Source organism: Labrys sedimenti (assembly GCF_034424805.1).
Classification (GTDB): Bacteria; Pseudomonadota; Alphaproteobacteria; order Rhizobiales; family Labraceae; genus Labrys; species Labrys sedimenti.
Genome location: NZ_JAXOUF010000003.1, coordinates 25,091 through 40,321 on the forward strand (window position 1 = coordinate 25,091; position 15,231 = coordinate 40,321).

Annotated in this window: 15 protein-coding genes; 5 read left to right on the plus strand and 10 right to left on the minus strand. The window is 64.9% G+C overall.

All coding sequences use genetic code 11. From position 1 onward, the window contains the following. Positions 1-61: 61 nt before the first annotated feature. The 5 genes from U1R88_RS11660 to U1R88_RS11680 are packed head-to-tail and all read right to left on the minus strand — an operon-like array spanning position 62 to position 5,654. On the minus strand, positions 62-1,066 hold the full coding sequence (locus U1R88_RS11660; protein ID WP_322431396.1) for a substrate-binding domain-containing protein: 1,005 nt from the start codon (positions 1,064-1,066) through the stop codon (positions 62-64). A 40-nt stretch (positions 1,067-1,106) separates the two neighbouring features. After that, a complete protein-coding gene (locus tag U1R88_RS11665; protein WP_322431397.1) occupies positions 1,107-2,111 on the minus strand; it encodes an ABC transporter permease in 1,005 nt (334 codons plus the stop codon). Continuing rightward, positions 2,108-3,094, minus strand: coding sequence for an ABC transporter permease (locus U1R88_RS11670; RefSeq protein ID WP_322431398.1), 987 nt, complete (start codon positions 3,092-3,094; stop codon positions 2,108-2,110). Before U1R88_RS11670 ends, U1R88_RS11665 begins: the two co-directional genes overlap by 4 nt. Continuing rightward, positions 3,091-4,638 (minus strand): sugar ABC transporter ATP-binding protein, encoded by a 1,548-nt coding sequence (locus tag U1R88_RS11675; protein ID WP_322431399.1) that lies wholly within the window; start codon positions 4,636-4,638, stop codon positions 3,091-3,093. The genes U1R88_RS11670 and U1R88_RS11675 overlap by 4 nt, the downstream gene beginning before the upstream one ends. Continuing rightward, positions 4,635-5,654, minus strand: a complete 1,020-nt coding sequence (locus U1R88_RS11680) for an aldo/keto reductase (protein ID WP_322431400.1) — start codon at positions 5,652-5,654, stop codon at positions 4,635-4,637. The genes U1R88_RS11675 and U1R88_RS11680 overlap by 4 nt, the downstream gene beginning before the upstream one ends. 158 nt (positions 5,655-5,812) lie before the next feature. On the opposite strand from U1R88_RS11680, the gene U1R88_RS11685 reads away from it, so the two are divergent. The 3 genes from U1R88_RS11685 to rhaM are packed head-to-tail and all read left to right on the plus strand — an operon-like array spanning position 5,813 to position 7,884. Next, the gene (locus tag U1R88_RS11685) at positions 5,813-6,688 is read left to right on the plus strand and encodes an amidohydrolase family protein (RefSeq protein ID WP_322431401.1); all 876 of its coding nucleotides are present in this window, start codon (positions 5,813-5,815) and stop codon (positions 6,686-6,688) included. 17 nt (positions 6,689-6,705) lie between these two features. Next, positions 6,706-7,506: a FadR/GntR family transcriptional regulator gene (locus U1R88_RS11690; protein ID WP_322431402.1), complete on the plus strand. Its 801-nt coding sequence runs from the start codon at positions 6,706-6,708 to the stop codon at positions 7,504-7,506. A 60-nt stretch (positions 7,507-7,566) separates the two neighbouring features. Continuing rightward, a complete protein-coding gene (rhaM, locus tag U1R88_RS11695; RefSeq protein ID WP_322431403.1) occupies positions 7,567-7,884 on the plus strand; it encodes an L-rhamnose mutarotase in 318 nt (105 codons plus the stop codon). A 23-nt stretch (positions 7,885-7,907) separates the two neighbouring features. Here rhaM and U1R88_RS11700 read toward each other — a convergent pair whose 3' ends face one another. Both U1R88_RS11700 and U1R88_RS11705 read right to left on the minus strand, forming a co-directional pair. Further along, on the minus strand, positions 7,908-8,405 hold the full coding sequence (locus tag U1R88_RS11700) for a hypothetical protein (RefSeq protein ID WP_322431404.1): 498 nt from the start codon (positions 8,403-8,405) through the stop codon (positions 7,908-7,910). Positions 8,406-8,411: 6 nt separating this feature from the next. Beyond that, positions 8,412-9,146 carry a M48 family metallopeptidase gene (locus U1R88_RS11705; protein ID WP_322431405.1) on the minus strand — a complete coding sequence of 245 codons (735 nt, stop codon included), beginning with the start codon at positions 9,144-9,146 and terminating at the stop codon, positions 8,412-8,414. Positions 9,147-9,456: 310 nt separating this feature from the next. On the opposite strand from U1R88_RS11705, the gene epmA reads away from it, so the two are divergent. After that, positions 9,457-10,500, plus strand: a complete 1,044-nt coding sequence (gene epmA, locus U1R88_RS11710) for an EF-P lysine aminoacylase EpmA (RefSeq protein ID WP_322431406.1) — start codon at positions 9,457-9,459, stop codon at positions 10,498-10,500. A 443-nt stretch (positions 10,501-10,943) separates the two neighbouring features. On the opposite strand, the gene typA is transcribed toward epmA, so the two are convergent. The 3 genes from typA to U1R88_RS11725 form a co-directional block, all read right to left on the minus strand. Next, the gene (typA, locus tag U1R88_RS11715) at positions 10,944-12,770 is read right to left on the minus strand and encodes a translational GTPase TypA (protein WP_068282427.1); all 1,827 of its coding nucleotides are present in this window, start codon (positions 12,768-12,770) and stop codon (positions 10,944-10,946) included. A gap of 129 nt (positions 12,771-12,899) precedes the next feature. Beyond that, positions 12,900-13,310: a GFA family protein gene (locus U1R88_RS11720; protein WP_322431407.1), complete on the minus strand. Its 411-nt coding sequence runs from the start codon at positions 13,308-13,310 to the stop codon at positions 12,900-12,902. Between the two features lie 181 nt (positions 13,311-13,491). Further along, positions 13,492-14,259, minus strand: coding sequence for a class I SAM-dependent methyltransferase (locus tag U1R88_RS11725; RefSeq protein ID WP_322431408.1), 768 nt, complete (start codon positions 14,257-14,259; stop codon positions 13,492-13,494). 175 nt (positions 14,260-14,434) lie between these two features. Between U1R88_RS11725 and U1R88_RS11730 the strand changes: the two genes are divergently transcribed. Further along, positions 14,435-15,217: a helix-turn-helix transcriptional regulator gene (locus U1R88_RS11730; protein ID WP_322431409.1), complete on the plus strand. Its 783-nt coding sequence runs from the start codon at positions 14,435-14,437 to the stop codon at positions 15,215-15,217. The last annotated feature ends 14 nt before the right edge of the window (positions 15,218-15,231 follow it).

The window sequence follows — 15,231 nt, forward strand, 5'->3', positions numbered from 1 at the left end:
AACGTCCGGGGAAACTGGGATAAGGGAAGGCCGGCGCGAGATGTCCCGCGCCGGATCGGAATCAGAAGTTGAACTGGTCGATATTGCCGGCGTCGAAGGTGGTCAGCTCCGCCTGGGTGTTGATGATGTGATCTGCCCCGACGGTGATCTCACCCAGGCCGGGAACCTCGAACTTGGTGCCGGGCTCGTTCTTGATGGTGCCGTTCTTGACGCCCACGGCGAAATAGGAGGTGAGCAGGCCTTCATTGTAGGGGCTCCAGAGCTGGAAGGCCTTGAGCGTACCGTCCTTGATGAAGGGGCGCATCTGGTTGGGCGTGCCGAGGCCGGTGAGCGTGATCTGCTTGGCCTTGCCCTGGGTCTGCAGCACCTGTGCCGCCGCGGCGACGCCGACGGTGGTCGGCGAGATCACGCCCTTGAGGTTGGGGTATTTCTGGATCAGCGCTTCCATCTCGGTGGTGGATTTCTGCGGATCGTCGTCGCCATAGGCCACGGCCACCAGCTTCATCTTGGCATATTTGGGATTGCTGGCGAGGCTGTCCTTCATCGCCGCGATCCAGGTGTTCTGGTCGGGCGCGTCGGTGGTGGCGGAGAGGATGGCGATTTCGCCTTCGTAATTGATCTGCGAGCCCAGGAGCTCGACCTGGCTCGGCCCGGTCTTGGTGAAGTCGACGGGCAGGATGCCGGCATCGCGATGGTCGAGATTGCCGACGAGGTCGCCATTGACCGCCAGCACCAAGATGCCGCGCGAGCGGGCGCGGTCGAGCACCTGGTTGAGGGCATCGGGGCTGTTGGGGGAAATGGCGATCACGCCGACGCCGCGCTGGGTCTGCGCGGTGATGAAGGGGATCTGCGAAGTGGCTTCGGCGGTCGCCGGGGCCTGCATGTCGAAGTCACAGCCGACCTTGGCGCAGCCGTCCTGGAAGCCTTTCACCAGCGAATCGAAATAGGGATTGCCAGTGTTCTTGGGAATATAGACGATCGAGACCTTGTCGGCTGCCTGCGCACTGACGGCGGCGGTCAGGGCGAATCCGAGCGACAGCCCGAGTAGAAGCGTTTTCCTCAGCATGGTTCCCTCCTGATGATGGTCTAAGGCCGTTCTGTGCCGGCTATCTCTGGTTGCGGGCGTAGATCGTGTTGGTGGCGATGATGGAGATGATGAGCAGGAGGCCCATCACCGTGAGCTGGTAGGTCACCGGGATGTTGGCGACCGTCATGCCGGTGGCGATGATCACCAGCAGCCAGGAGGCGATGAAGGTGCCCGCGATGGTGCCGCGGCCGCCGAAGATGTAGGTGCCGCCGAGCATGACGATCAGCACCATCTGCAGTTCGCCGCCGGTGGCGAGATCGTAGCGCACCGAGGCCAGCCGCGAGGCTGCGAGCAGGCCGCAGAGTGCGCTGGTAAGGCCCATCGCCAGGAACAGGCCGAATTTGATGCGCCGGACCTTGATGCCGGCATGGCGGGCGGCGATCTCGCTGGTGCCGATCTGGTAGATCTGCCGGCCCAGGATGGTGGCGCCGAGCACGAAGGCCAGGACCAGCGAGGCCGCGACGAAGACCAGCACCGGCACGGGTACGCCGAAAAGGGTGCGATAGTCGATGCCGACGAACCAGGCCGGGAACTTGCCGATGGACCTGTCGCCGGCCAGCACCTGGGCGAGGCCGCGATACATGATCAGCGTGCCGATGGTGACCATCAGCGAGGGCAGGCGCAGCCACAGCACCATGAAGCCGTTGAAGGCGCCCATCGCGAGGCCGGCGGCAAGGCTCGCCGCCATCGCCCAGCCGATCGGCAGGCCGGCCTGGCACACGGTGCCGAACAGGCAGGCCGTCAGCGCCATGGTGGAGGCGGGAGACAGGTCGATCTCGCCGGCGATGATCACCAGGGTCAGCACCAAAGCGATGATCGAGAATTCGGCGTAGTAGGTGGCGCTTTCCAGGATGAAGGTCAGCGAGGCGAAGAAGGGCGAGAGCAGGCAGGCGATCACGAAGGCGGCGGCCAGCAGCACCAGGGTCATGGTCTCCGGCCGCACCAGTACGCTGCGCCAGAGCGGCAGCGGCTTGGCCGCGTCCTGCGGCGAGACGGCGGTGGCGGAGGAATTGGTGCTGGTCATGCCGCATCCCTCGCCAGCAGGCCCTTGAGGCCGCCCTGCCTGACGCTGCGGTCGATCACCAAAGCGGCGAGGATCACGGCTCCGTAGATCGCCTGCTGCCAGAAGCCGGAGACGCCGAGGATCGGCAGGGCCACGCTGACGGCGCCAAGCAGGAGTACGCCGAGCACGGTGCCGGCGACCGAGCCGGAGCCGCCATTGATCGAGACCCCGCCGATCACCACGGGCGCGATCACCGTGAACTCGAAGCCGACGCCGGTGATGCCGGGATTCACATAGCCGAAGCGCGAGGCGTACATTACGCCCGCAAGCCCGGCGAGAGCCCCGGAGAGCACGAAGACCAGCACGGTGATCGGCGTGGCGCGGATGCCACGCAGCGGCGCCGCCACCGGATTGGAGCCGATGGCGTAGATCTGGCGGCCGAGCCTGGAATGACCGAGGAAGAGATAAGTGGCGAGCGCCACGGCAAAGGCGATCAGGATGATCCAGGGAATGCCGAAAACGGGCGAGGTCTGGCTGAGTTCGATCAGGCCTCGCGGAATGTATTGCGGATCGACCTGCCGGGCGCCGGAGATGAAGAAGACCAGGCCGCGATAGAGGCTGAGCGTGCCGAGCGTCACGATGATGGAGGGGAGCCTGAAGAGGGTGACCATCAGCCCGTTGAGCAGGCCCAGCGCGGCGCCCACGGCGATCGCGGCGATGACGCCGACCATGATGGGCAGCTCCGGATGGTCGCGCCAGAGCATGCCGGCCACGATGGCGGAGAAGCCGAGGATCGAGCCGATCGAGAGGTCGACATGGCGGGCGACCAGCACCATCATCTCGCCCATCGCCGCCACCATGATCAGGGGCACCGCGAGCAGCACGATGCGCAGCGTCTCGGTGGAGAGGAAGCGCGGCTGGATCAGGCCGACGATGATGGCGAAGAGCGCGATCATCACCACGATGCCGGCCTCGCGCCGGCGCAGGAGGCTGGCGATGTTCATGCGGCGTCCCGTTCATCCCGGTTCGACTTGCGGCGCGGCACGGCGGCATGCATCACGCTCTCCTCGCTGGCCTCGTCGCGGGGGAGATTGGCGGTGAGGCGCCCTTCCGACATCACCAGCACGCGGTCGCTGAGCGCCAGCAGTTCCGGCAGTTCGGAGGAAATCAGCAGCACGGCGCGGCCCGAAGCGGCCAGCTCGCCGATCATCTCGTAGAACTCGGCCTTGACCCCGATGTCGATGCCGCGCGTCGGCTCGTCGAGGATGAGGATCTCGGGATCGGTGAGGAGCCAGCGGGCCAGGATGGCCTTCTGCTGGTTGCCGCCCGAAAGCTCGCCGATGGGCTGGCGCAGGCTGGCGAGGCGGATGCGCAATTTACGGACCTGTTCGCGGGCGATCGAGCGTTCCAGGGCGCGACGGATCACGCCGCCGGGCGCGACCTTGCCGGGTACCGCCGCCGTGATGTTCTGCTCGACCGGCAGGCTGCGGAAGATGCCGGCGACGGCGCGGTCCTCCGGCACGAAGGCGAGGCCATGGGCAACGGCATCCGCCGGCTCGCGGATGGTGACGGCCCGCCCGCCAATCTCGATGCTGCCGCTGGCCGCGGGAACCACGCCGAACAAAGCGCGGGCGACATCGGTGCGGCCGGCACCGACCAGGCCGCCGAGGCCGACGATCTCGCCCTTGCGCACCTCGAAGCTGATGTCCTCGAACTTGCCGGGCAGGCTGAGGCCGCGAACCGCCAGCGCCACCGCGCCGATCTGCGATTTGTGCTGGGGAATATAGCCTTTCACCTCCCGTCCGATCATCAGGCGGATGATGTCGGCATCGGAGAGGCTGGCGGTGTCCTCGGTGGCGATCTTGCTGCCGTCCCGGAAGATGGTGACGCGGTCGCACAGCGCCCGCACTTCCTCGAGCCGGTGGCTGATGAAGATGATAGTGCGGCCTTCCTGGCGGAGCTGGCGGGCAATGCCGAACAGGGTTTCGACTTCCCTTGGCGTCAGCGGGGCCGTCGGCTCGTCCATGATGATCAGGCGGCTGTCGCTGGCCAGCGCCCGGGCGATCTCGACCATCTGCTGGTCGGCGATCGAGAGGCCGCGCATCGGCTTGCCGACATCGATGGCGATGCCGAGCCGGGCCATCAGGCTGTCAGCCTCGCGCCGAAGCTCGCCCCAGCGCACCCGCCCGAGCGCCGGGCCTTCATGGCGGCCGAGCACGAGGTTTTCTGCAACGGAAAGATCGGGAAAGGAGATCGGCTCCTGATGGATCAGGGTGATGCCGAGCTTCTGGGCGATCAGCGGCGTCGCCACCTCGACGGGCGTGCCGTTGAGGGCGAGCGAGCCGCGGCTGGGCCGATGCACGCCGGCGATGATCTTGGCGAAGGTCGACTTGCCCGCGCCATTCTCGCCGAGCAAGGCGTGGATCTCGCCGGGATGGAGATCGAGATCGACATCGCGCAACACTTCGACGCCGGCAAATTGCTTGGAGATGCCGCGGGCCGAGATCAGGATCGGCAGCGCTCTTGCAGGCTCGCCCGCATGGTTCATGGCGTGGGCGCGTCCTTGTCGATCAGGCCTTCCGCCTTGAGGTCCGACCAGAAGCCGTCGGGGATCGGGGCGTGATGCGAGGCGACGTTCTCGACGATCTCGCTCGGCTTCACCGCGCCCGGAATTTCCGAGACCACGGCGGGATGCGCCAGCACGAATTGCAGGGCCGCCGCCGGCAAGGCCACGCCGTGGGCCTTGCAGACCGCCTCGATGCCGCGCACCTTGGCCTGTACGGCTTCCGGCGCCTTGCTGTAATTGTAGTTGGCACTGCCGCCCGAGCCGGTGACCAGGATGCCCGAGGCGAAGGGCGAGCCGATGATCACGCTGACCTTGCGCCTCACGCATTCGGCCATGCCCGTATGCAGGCAGCCCTGGTCGATCAAGGTGTAGGGCATGGCCACCAGCACGAAATCGAGATCGACCAGGGGCGCCACCGTCTCCAGGGCGTCGGCGGTGTTGATGCCCATGCCGATGGCCTTGATCTCGCCGCGTCTCTTCAACTCCTCCAGCGCCTTGATGCCGGAATAGACGAGATCCTTCTTGCGATAGCCGAAATCGGGGCCCTGATAGGCGGCGTCGAGGTCGTGGATGACCAGGGCATCGATGGTATTGAGGCCAAGCCGCATCATCGACTGCTCGTAGGAGCGCATGATGCCGTCATAGGTGTAGTCGTAGCGATGCTGGAAGGGCAGGCCGCCGAGCCACATCTCCGACTTGAAGGTGGCCGGATCGAAGGGGCGTTCGAGGATACGCCCGACCTTGGTGACGAGCTGGTATTCGTTACGCGGCCGGTGCCTGAGGCCATAGCCGAGGCGATGTTCGGAGAGGCCGAGACCATACCAGGGCGCGGTGTCGAACAGGCGCACGCCCGCGTCCCAGGCGGCGTCGATGGTGGTGATGGCATCGGCTTCCGTCACCAGGCTGTAGAGCTCGCCCAGATGCGCCGCGCCATAGCCGAAAGTTGGTACGGACATCGATGTCTGGCCGACGCGGCGGTGCTCGAATTCCTTGGGCATGACGGCTCTCCCGGGCATTTCTGGATCTGCGGCTCCGGGTGGCCCGGTCGCGTTTGCAGATAAGTTGTCAGACAAAAATTAGTTTGACAAGTTTTTACTGGCTGGCTGAGAATGGCCTAAACGCGGATGCGAAGTCGCGCTCACACGCCGAGGATGCCATGCCCGATTTTCCCATCATCGACACGCATCTTCATGTCTGGGACCATTCGAAGCTGAAATACACGGCCTTCGAGGGCAGCCCCCTGTTTTCCAGGGACTATCATGTCGAGGACTACCGGCGCGACCTGGGCTCGGTCGAGGTCGAGGCCATGGTCTTCCTCGAATGCTATGCCGATTTCTGGGAGGGCGGCGGCCAATATCTCGACGAGATCCGCTTCGTCGAGGAGGAGGCCCGGCGCGACCCCGGCATCAAGGCGATCGTGCCGATGGCGCCGCTGGAATGGGGAGGCCGGGTTGAGCCGATCCTGGCGGAGATGAAGGAAAAACATCCGGCTGTGCGGGGCATCCGCCGCATCGTCGAGTTCGATGCCGATCCCCGTGCCTTGACCCTGTCGGACAGCTTCATCGAGGGCGTCAATCTTCTCGAAAAATTCGGCTACCATTTCGAGATCAACGTCCATCACCATCAGATGGACATCGTGCGGGACTTCGTGAAGCACATTCCGCATGTGCCGATGATCCTCGACCATTGCGGCAAGCCCGGCATCAAGGAAGGCGCCATTGCCCAATATCGTGACGATGTGAAGGAGCTGGCGCGCTGCTCAAACCTCTTCATCAAGCTCTCCGACCTGCCGGTGGAAGCCGACCACGCGACCTGGACCGATGCGGATCTCCGTCCCTTCATCGACGCCACCTTCGAGAGTTTCGGCGTCGATCGCACTGTCTTCGCCATGGACTGGCCGATCTGCCTGCAGGCCACCAGCATGACGCGCTGGGTCGAGACGCTCGACCGGGCCCTGGCGGGCTTCTCCCAAGGCGATCTGCGCAAGTTCTACCGGGATAACGCCAATTCCTTCTACCGCCTCCATCTGTGAAGCAGTAAGGCAGTCCAGTGAGCAAGCTGATCAAAGATCCCGATTTCAGTGATCTGGCCGCCCTGGATCCGAGCGAGGCCTTCGCCGAGCCGTTCGGCGGTGGCGCGCTGGAGCGTCGTCCGATCGCCGAGCAGGTCGCCACCCGCATCATGGGGATGATCAAGTCGGGCAATCTTCGCTCCGGCGACCGCCTGCCGACCGAGCAGCAGATGGGCATCGCCTTCGGCATTTCGCGCCCGCCTCTGCGCGAGGCGCTCAAGGCACTGACCCTGATGGGGGTGCTGGAAAGCCGCCAGGGCGGGCGCTACAGCGTCACCGACCTGTCGCCGAGCCGCCTGGTGGCGCCGTTCTCGACCATGCTGTCCTTCGCCGACTACGACGTACGCGAGCATTTCGAGGCGCGGGTGGTGGTCGAGCTCGAACTGGTGCGGCTCTGCGCCGAACGGGCGGATGATGAGGCGCGGGCGCGTATCCTCGAACTCGCCGTGGACGGGCGCGCCTTCCATGACGATCCGGTCGCCTTCCGCCTGCTCGACATCGAGTTCCACCGGGCCCTCTATGGTGGCGGTGGCAGCCGGCTGCTTGCCGCCATGGCCGAGGGGCTCTACGATGTCGGGCTCGACGTGCGCCGCGTCGCCAGCGCCTTGCCGGGTGTGATCGAGATCAGTGTCGCCCAGCATGTCGAGATCGCCGAGGCTGTGATGGCTCGCGACGCCGAGGCTGCGATGGCAGCCTATCGCCGGCACCTGGAACATGTGCGCGACACCTCCAGCGAGGCGCAGGACGTCATCGGCGGCGAGGCCGCCGCCAAGCGCTGAATCGCGGCTATCGAGCCTGCGATGAATTGCCCTCAAGGGAACGTCTCAAGGAAACACACCATGCCGGACCGCATCGCCTTTCGCATGAATCTCCATCCCGGCCAGGCTGCCGAATACGAAAAGCGCCATGACGAGATCTTTCCCGAGCTGGTGGCGCTGCTGAAAGAGGTGGGGATCTCCGACTATACGATATGGCTCGACCCGGAGGATAACCATCTCTTCGCCATCCTCACCCGCAGCGACGACCACGGCCTGGGCCGCCTGCCCGACGAGGCGGTGATGAAGCGCTGGTGGGCCTTCATGGGCGACATCATGGCCACCAATCCGGACAGTTCCCCGGTGCAGGTGCCGCTGAAGCGGGTGTTCTATTTGCCATAGAGCCGGTGAGAGACAGGCGGCACCTAAACGTTTTCCTCGCTGTCCCTTTCATAGAACAGCGCGTAGACCTCATATCCGGGCCTGGTCCGAATGGCCTCTGCGCGAATGATTTGCGCTCGGACGAAAGGCTCATCCACTCCGCCGGCCCTGAGGATCGCATCGGGTTGGATGCCCTCCAACCAGGTTGTCACGGTGGAACGCGGCTGAGACGTTGCAATGAAAATATAGCCGAGAGTCGCCCAGTCTTCTTCGTCGCCAAATCCCCAGATCTGGATGGCAACGTCTGCCACGTCATCACGACCGCGGACATCCATGAGGCGGTCGCGAAAGGCCTCTATGCCGAAGGTGAGAATGGCCCGACTGGGGACGGCGTTACGTGTGATTCCTGCTGTAAAGAAATCTTCGATGGCGACAATTGGCAGTCTGTTGGTCCCATCTCGCTTGAAGACGTGATCCTGCTCATGCACGAGCCGGCGCAAGTTCGAGCGGTTTCTTTGGACGTCCTCCGCTTTCGCCGGCATCCCCGCTCACCCGTAGCGGTGCAGCCCGGCACCATGCGACTTCAGCCAGGCCCGGGCTTCCTCGGTACGGGGACAGAGCTGGTGGCACAAGCGCCAGAAGCGGGGCGAGTGGTTCATTTCCTTCAGATGCGAAACCTCGTGCGCAGCGAGATAGTCGAGCACGAAGGGCGGCGCCAGGATCAGGCGCCAGGAGAAGGCCAGCGCCCCGGCCGAGGAGCAAGAGCCCCAGCGGCTGGTGGTGTCCTTGACGCTGATCGGGCCGTGCTTGACGCCGAGCGCCGCGGTATGGCGCGCGACAATTGCCTGCAATTCGCGCAGAGCCTGTTTCTTCAGCCAGTCGGTCATCCGGCGCGGCAAATGCTTGATATCGCCATGCACGACGAGGACAGGCGGAGAGCCAGCCTCGATCTTCACCGTGCCGCGGCCCTCGCGATGCTCGATGCGGTGCGGCACGTCGCGGAAGGGCACCATGGCGCCGTCGGCGAAGCTGACGTCCTGGGCGAGCTTGGCCAGCTTCAGGGCAATCCAGCCGGCATGCTTGTCGGCGAAGGCCTTGGCGGTGGTCAGGCTGCCGCGCGCCGGCATGGAGAGCACGATGTCGCGCTGGGCCGTACGGACCCTCAGCGTGTAGCGGCGCGCCGAAACCAGCCGCCGGACGGCGACGGGATAGGTCGTCGCCCCGATCCGCACGGTGATCTGCTCGGGTTGGGGCGTCGGATTGCGTCGAAACAGCGATATCATGCTCGAATCAGATTTGAGGCGACATCATAACCCGGATTGCGGTTTTGCCGCGGCTGGCGTAGGGGCGGAGGGAGGTTTGTAAAGCCGGTCGGTGGCGTATCGCTTCTCCGATCGGGCAAAGTAAGGCGCAACAATCCTTCCCCGGTTTCGGGGAAGGTGGGCCGGCGGAGCCGGACCGGATGGGGGCGGGTGGCACAATTCTGCGGTTCAATCGTGCCTGTAGCGCCACTCTCCCCCTTCCGTCGTTGCTCCGCAACGACACCTTCCCCGAAGCCGGGGAAGGATTCCCGCGCCATAAGAGGATTCCTTCATGTCTTCAGCCTCCACCCCCTGGTGGCAGCCATCGGCTCATCAGGATCGCCGACCCTTTCTGATCGGGCGCAACCGGTTGATGACGGCGTTGCGCGGCTTCTTCATCGCTGAGGATTTCACCGAGGTCGACACGTCAATCCTGCAGGTCTCGCCCGGCAATGAGGCGCATCTGCATGCCTTCGCCACCGACCTGATCGATGCCGATCTCAGCGTACGGCGGCTCTATCTGCACACCTCGCCGGAATTCGCTTGCAAGAAACTGCTGGCGGCCGGGGAGAAGCGCCTGTTCACCTTCGCCAAGGTCTTCCGCAACCGCGAGCGCACCGGCACCCATTCGCCCGAATTCACCATGCTGGAGTGGTATCGCAGCGGCGAGCCCTATCAGCTGCTGATGGACGATTGCACCCGCCTGCTGGCACTGGCCGCCGAAACCGGCGGCCTGAAGCGCTTCCGCTATCGCGGCGTGGAGACTGATCCCTTCGCCGAGCCCGAAAGGCTCAGCGTTGCCGAGGCCTTCGAACGCTTCGCCGGCATCGATCTCCTGGCGACGCTCGCAGGGGATGGCGCCAGCGACCGCGACGCCCTGGCTGCAGCCGCCCGCATGGCGGGCCTGCGCGTGGCCGAGGATGACACCTGGTCCGACATCTATTCCGGCGTGCTGGTGCAGAAGATCGAACCCCGTCTCGGGAATGACAGGGCCACCATCCTCCACGACTATCCGAGCGTGGAGGCGGCGCTGGCCCGCCGCACCGACCATGATCCGCGCGTATCGGAGCGCTTCGAGCTCTATGCCTGTGGCGTAGAACTCGCCAATGCCTTCGGCGAGTTGACCGATGCCGACGAGCAGCGCCGGCGCTTCCAGGCCGAGATGGATGAGAAGGAGCGCGTCTACGGCGAGCGCTACCCGATCGACGAGGATTTCCTGGCCGCCCTCGCCATCATGCCGCAGGCCAGCGGCATTGCGCTGGGCTTCGACCGGCTCGCCATGCTGGCGACGGGTGCCAGCCGCATCGACCAGGTGATCTGGACACCGGTTGCCTAGAGCGTTTTGCGATTTGGTGGAATCACCAAGAATCGCAAAGACGCGTTGAACCAAAGAGTTAGAGCAATGCAGCGTTTCCGTCTAAACGCGCTTTGCTCTAGTACCGAGTTCGCGTTTTGGGTTGTGAATAACGGGGATATGTTACGCGAGAGGCCACAATCTCGACAAAAGGAGCTGTGAGCTTCCACCCCATGCCGTTGACGCGGCACGAACTTGATCCGCGAGAGACCTCATTGCACCCGCCGGCCGCCAGGTCGGCGGTTTTTTCTTGGGAACGCGGACATCTCAGCGACATGCTTGCATGTCGCGATGTCCGCCTCTTCCTCTCCTGCAGGTACAGCGTTTCCAAGAGCGGACAAGATGTCCGCGCTCCGAAACTCGCCCTCACAAACAAAAAGGGCCGGTGCTGAGACCGGCCCTTTTCAGCATTCGTTCGTCGGCCCTTACGCAGCCGCTTCCTTGGCGCGATCGGCCTTCTTGCGCTCGTTGGGATCGAGGATGGCCTTGCGCAGGCGGATCGACTTCGGCGTGACTTCCAGGAGCTCGTCGTCCTGGATCCAGGCGATCGACTTTTCCAGCGTCATACGGATCGGCGGCGTCAGGCGCACGGCCTCGTCCTTGCCGGAGGCGCGGACGTTGGAGAGCTTCTTGCCCTTGAGCACGTTGACTTCCAGGTCGTTCTCGCGGGTGTGCTCACCCACGATCATGCCCTGATAGACCTTCCAGCCGGGCTCGATCATCATCGGGCCGCGATCTTCCAGATTCCACAGCGCATAGGCCACGGCCTCGCCGGCATCGGTGGAGATCAAGACGCCGTTGCGGCGGCCGGCCACCTCGCCCTTGAACGGGGCATAGGCATGGAACAGGCGGTTCAGCACGGCGGTGCCCTTGGTGTCGGTCAAGAGCTCGTTCTGATAGCCGATCAGGCCGCGGGTCGGAGCGTGGAAGACCAGGCGCTGGCGGTTGCCGCCGGAGGGGCGCATCTCGATCATCTCGGCCTTGCGCTCCGACATCTTCTGCACCACGGCGCCGGAGAATTCCTCGTCGACGTCGATCACCACTTCCTCGATCGGCTCGAGGATTTCGCCGGTCGCCTCGTCCTTCTGGAAGACGACGCGCGGGCGGGAGACGCCGAGCTCGAAGCCCTCGCGGCGCATCACCTCGATCAGGATTGCGAGCTGGAGTTCGCCGCGGCCGGAGACGATGAACGAATCCTTGTCGGCCGATTCCTCGATCTTCAGCGCGACATTGCCCTCGGCTTCCTTGAGCAGGCGGTCGCGGATGACGCGGCTGGTCACCTTGTCGCCCTCGGTGCCGGCGAGCGGGGAATCGTTGACGGTAAAGGTCATCGACACGGTCGGCGGATCGATCGGCTGAGCCACCAGCGGCTCGGTGACTTCGAGCGCGCAGAAGGTATCGGCCACGGTGCCCTGGGTCAGGCCGGCAATGGCGACGATGTCGCCCGCCTCGGCTTCCTCGACCGGCTGGCGTTCGATGCCGCGGAAGGCGAGCACCTTGGACACGCGTCCCTGCTCGATCACCTTGCCGTCGCGCGACATCGCCTTGATCGCCATGTTCGGCTTGAGCACGCCCGACGAGATGCGGCCGGTCAGAACGCGGCCGAGATAGGGATTGGCTTCCAGGATGGTGGCGAGCATGCGGAAGGGGCCGGGCTCGACCGTGGGCTGCGCGACATGCGTGAGCACGAGGTCGAACAGCGGGGCCATGCCGGCGCTCTGGTCGGCTTCCGGCGAATTGCCCATCCAGCCCTGCTTGCCCGAACCATAGAGGATGGGGAAGTCGAGCTGCTCATCGGTGGCGTCGAGCGCGGCGAACAGGTCGAACACCTCGTTGATCACTTCGGAGGTGCGGGCGTCGGGCTTGTCGACCTTGTTGATGGCGACGATCGGCTTGAGGCCGATCTTGAGAGCCTTGGCCACCACGAACTTGGTCTGGGGCATCGGGCCTTCGGCGGCGTCGACCAGCACGATCGCGCCATCCACCATGTTGAGAATGCGCTCGACCTCGCCGCCGAAATCGGCGTGGCCGGGCGTGTCGACGATGTTGATGCGGGTATCCTTCCACACCACCGAGGTGGCCTTGGCCAGGATGGTGATGCCGCGTTCTTTTTCGAGATCGTTCGAATCCATCACACGCTCGGCCACGCGCTGGTTGTCGCGGAAGGCGCCGGACTGCCGCAGCAGCTGGTCGACCAGCGTGGTCTTGCCGTGGTCGACGTGGGCGATGATGGCGATGTTGCGAAGTTGCATAGGTTAAACCGGGTTCCTGCGCCAGCCGGGATATTGGCCGCGTTCAAAAGGGATCGTCTGTCGGATTTTGCGCCGCAATATCACAGGAGAGGGGGGCGCGGCAATGGCGCAGCCGGCAAGTAACGGCCTCTAGCCATCCTTTTCCGGCTCGTATTCGAGGAATGTCGGCAGATCATCGGCCGTGGCGAACCAGGAAATCTGGCTGCGGGTCCAGATATGCTTGCGAGGCGGCGCCGCGGAAGGATCGTCGAGCGTGCCGGTATTGATGCTGATCTCGGTCGGATTTTCGCGCAGCCGGAAGCCGAGCGAGGCGCCGCAGGTGCCGCAAAAATGCCGTTCCCCGAAACTGGAGGAATGATAGATGCGCGGCTCGCCCTTCACATAAGCGAAAGCCCCGGCGGCAAACAGCGCCCAGGGTTGGGCCGGCGCACCGGAAATACGCTGGCAGATGCGGCAATGGCACCAGCCGGCATCGAAGGGCGCTTCCTGCGCCTCGTAGCGGATGGCCCCGCATTCGCAGCCGCCGGTTAGCAAGGCCATGGCATCCCCTCCCCGGGCCGGCGACGCGCGGCCTTCCCTCGCAGTTTACAGCTTCGCGCGACGATGGGGGAGGTGGGTTTTACGGAACGATGTTCGGATGAAGACCTGCGGTATCGGCTTTCATCGGCGATGAGGCCGATACCGCAGGGACGGGCGAGCGTCGGCTGACAGGGCGGAAAGCCTAGCGCTGCGCCACGAAGACTGCGTTGTCGAGGACGAAGGAGCCATCCGCCTCGACGGCGAAATGCTGGCGCACTTCCTCCGACATCGCTGCCTGCAGGGCACGGATGGCCTCGACGAAAACCGGCGGTGTGCGCATGCGGGCGATCCAGGAGGAAAACTCCAGGGGCTGGTGCCCGGGCGTGGTCGTCGTCACCGTGAAGCCGGCAGCGGCGAGCATCGCCTGCCATTCCCGGATCGAGTAGTCGCGCACATGCGAGGGGTCGCGCAGCATCTCGAACGCCTGCAGGAAGGTGTCGCAGACGACCCGCGCCGGCGCGACGGCATCGGCCATCACCAGCGTGCCGCCCGGCTTCAGGACCCGGAAGGCCTCGCGCAAGGCGGCCGGCACGTCGCCCCAGTGATGGGCCGAATAGCGGCTCAGCACCATGTCGAAGCTGGCGTCGGCGAAGGGCAGCCGCTCGACAGAGCCCTGGTGGGTGGCGATGTTGGCAAAGCCGCGCCTAACCGCTTCCTCGGCGACGGCCGCCAACATTTCCGAGGAGAGGTCGTAGGCGACGACCTCGGTGGCGACCGGCGCGGCCGCAAAGCTGACATGGCCGCCGCCGCAGCCCAGATCCAGCACGCGGGAGGGTTGCCGGGCCGCGATCGCCTCAGCCACCAGCCGGAGATCCTCGCCCTTGGCGTGAACAGAACTGGCGACATAGGCGGCAGCCTGGGAGCCGAATTGGCTCGTGACCAGGTTTTCCAGGGTGACCGATCGGGCCATGGCTCTTCCTCCAAAGACTGAACATGCGGCTGAAGCGTTGTAATGCGAAGATGCGATACAGGGCAGCAACTGCCCTGATTGAAGCTCGCCCGGCGCCCGAGACCACACTGGAACGTCTCTAGATTCTGATTTACACTGGTACCAGATCCTTTTTTATCCTGGTATGAAAGTTGCCATGACAACGGAGTCGGATCAGGCGCGCCGCCAGCAGCTCGGCGAATTCCTGCGGTCCCAGCGTGCCCGGCTCACACCTGACCTCTTTGGCCTGCAGGGTGGGGCGCGGCGGCGCACGCCGGGCCTGCGGCGCGAGGAAGTCGCCCAGCTCGCCGGGCTTTCGACCACATGGTACACTTGGTTGGAGCAGGGGCGGGATATTTCGCTTTCGGCCCATGCCTTGGGCCGGCTCGCCAATGTCCTGAATTTCTCGCCCGCCGAACGGGCCTATCTCTTCGACCTCGCGGGCAAGCGCGATCCGCAGGCCAACGCCGAGGCCGAGCCGGCGGCTTCGCCGGCGCTGCTCGCCGCCCTCGAGACGATTGCCGGCCCAGCTTACCTGCTCGATCATCTGTGGAATGCGCTCGGCTGGAATGCGCACGCGGCCGAACTCTTCACTGGGTGGCTCGACGGCGACCATGACCGCAATCTCCTCGCCTATATCTTCCTCAGCCCGGCGGCCCGCGACCTGATCGAGGATTGGGAGGGACGGGCCCGGCGGGTGATCGCCGAGTTCCGCATCGACTATGGCCATCATATCGAGGAGGAGGCGATGCAGGCCCTGGTCGGCAGCTTGGCGGCGCGAAGCCCCTTTTTTGCGCAGGCTTGGCCGATTCATAGCGTGATCGGTCGTGAGGGCGGGCTTCGGCGCTTCAATCATCCCACGCGCGGTGCGCTCGAATTCCAGCAGATCACGCTCAATCCGACGACGCGTCCCGACCTGAAATTCGTGATGCTGGTGTAGCCGTCCGGGCTTTG

Coding starts and splice junctions, on each gene's coding strand:
- U1R88_RS11685 (WP_322431401.1), top strand. CDS start 5,813: ATGCCCGATTTTCCCATCATCGACACGCATCTTCATGTCTGGGACCAT.
- U1R88_RS11670 (WP_322431398.1), bottom strand. CDS start 3,094: ATGAACATCGCCAGCCTCCTGCGCCGGCGCGAGGCCGGCATCGTGGTG.
- U1R88_RS11700 (WP_322431404.1), bottom strand. CDS start 8,405: ATGCCGGCGAAAGCGGAGGACGTCCAAAGAAACCGCTCGAACTTGCGC.
- U1R88_RS11680 (WP_322431400.1), bottom strand. CDS start 5,654: ATGCCCAAGGAATTCGAGCACCGCCGCGTCGGCCAGACATCGATGTCC.
- U1R88_RS11675 (WP_322431399.1), bottom strand. CDS start 4,638: ATGAACCATGCGGGCGAGCCTGCAAGAGCGCTGCCGATCCTGATCTCG.
- epmA (WP_322431406.1), top strand. CDS start 9,457: ATGTCTTCAGCCTCCACCCCCTGGTGGCAGCCATCGGCTCATCAGGAT.
- U1R88_RS11720 (WP_322431407.1), bottom strand. CDS start 13,310: ATGGCCTTGCTAACCGGCGGCTGCGAATGCGGGGCCATCCGCTACGAG.
- typA (WP_068282427.1), bottom strand. CDS start 12,770: ATGCAACTTCGCAACATCGCCATCATCGCCCACGTCGACCACGGCAAG.
- U1R88_RS11665 (WP_322431397.1), bottom strand. CDS start 2,111: ATGACCAGCACCAATTCCTCCGCCACCGCCGTCTCGCCGCAGGACGCG.
- rhaM (WP_322431403.1), top strand. CDS start 7,567: ATGCCGGACCGCATCGCCTTTCGCATGAATCTCCATCCCGGCCAGGCT.
- U1R88_RS11660 (WP_322431396.1), bottom strand. CDS start 1,066: ATGCTGAGGAAAACGCTTCTACTCGGGCTGTCGCTCGGATTCGCCCTG.
- U1R88_RS11705 (WP_322431405.1), bottom strand. CDS start 9,146: ATGATATCGCTGTTTCGACGCAATCCGACGCCCCAACCCGAGCAGATC.
- U1R88_RS11725 (WP_322431408.1), bottom strand. CDS start 14,259: ATGGCCCGATCGGTCACCCTGGAAAACCTGGTCACGAGCCAATTCGGC.
- U1R88_RS11730 (WP_322431409.1), top strand. CDS start 14,435: ATGACAACGGAGTCGGATCAGGCGCGCCGCCAGCAGCTCGGCGAATTC.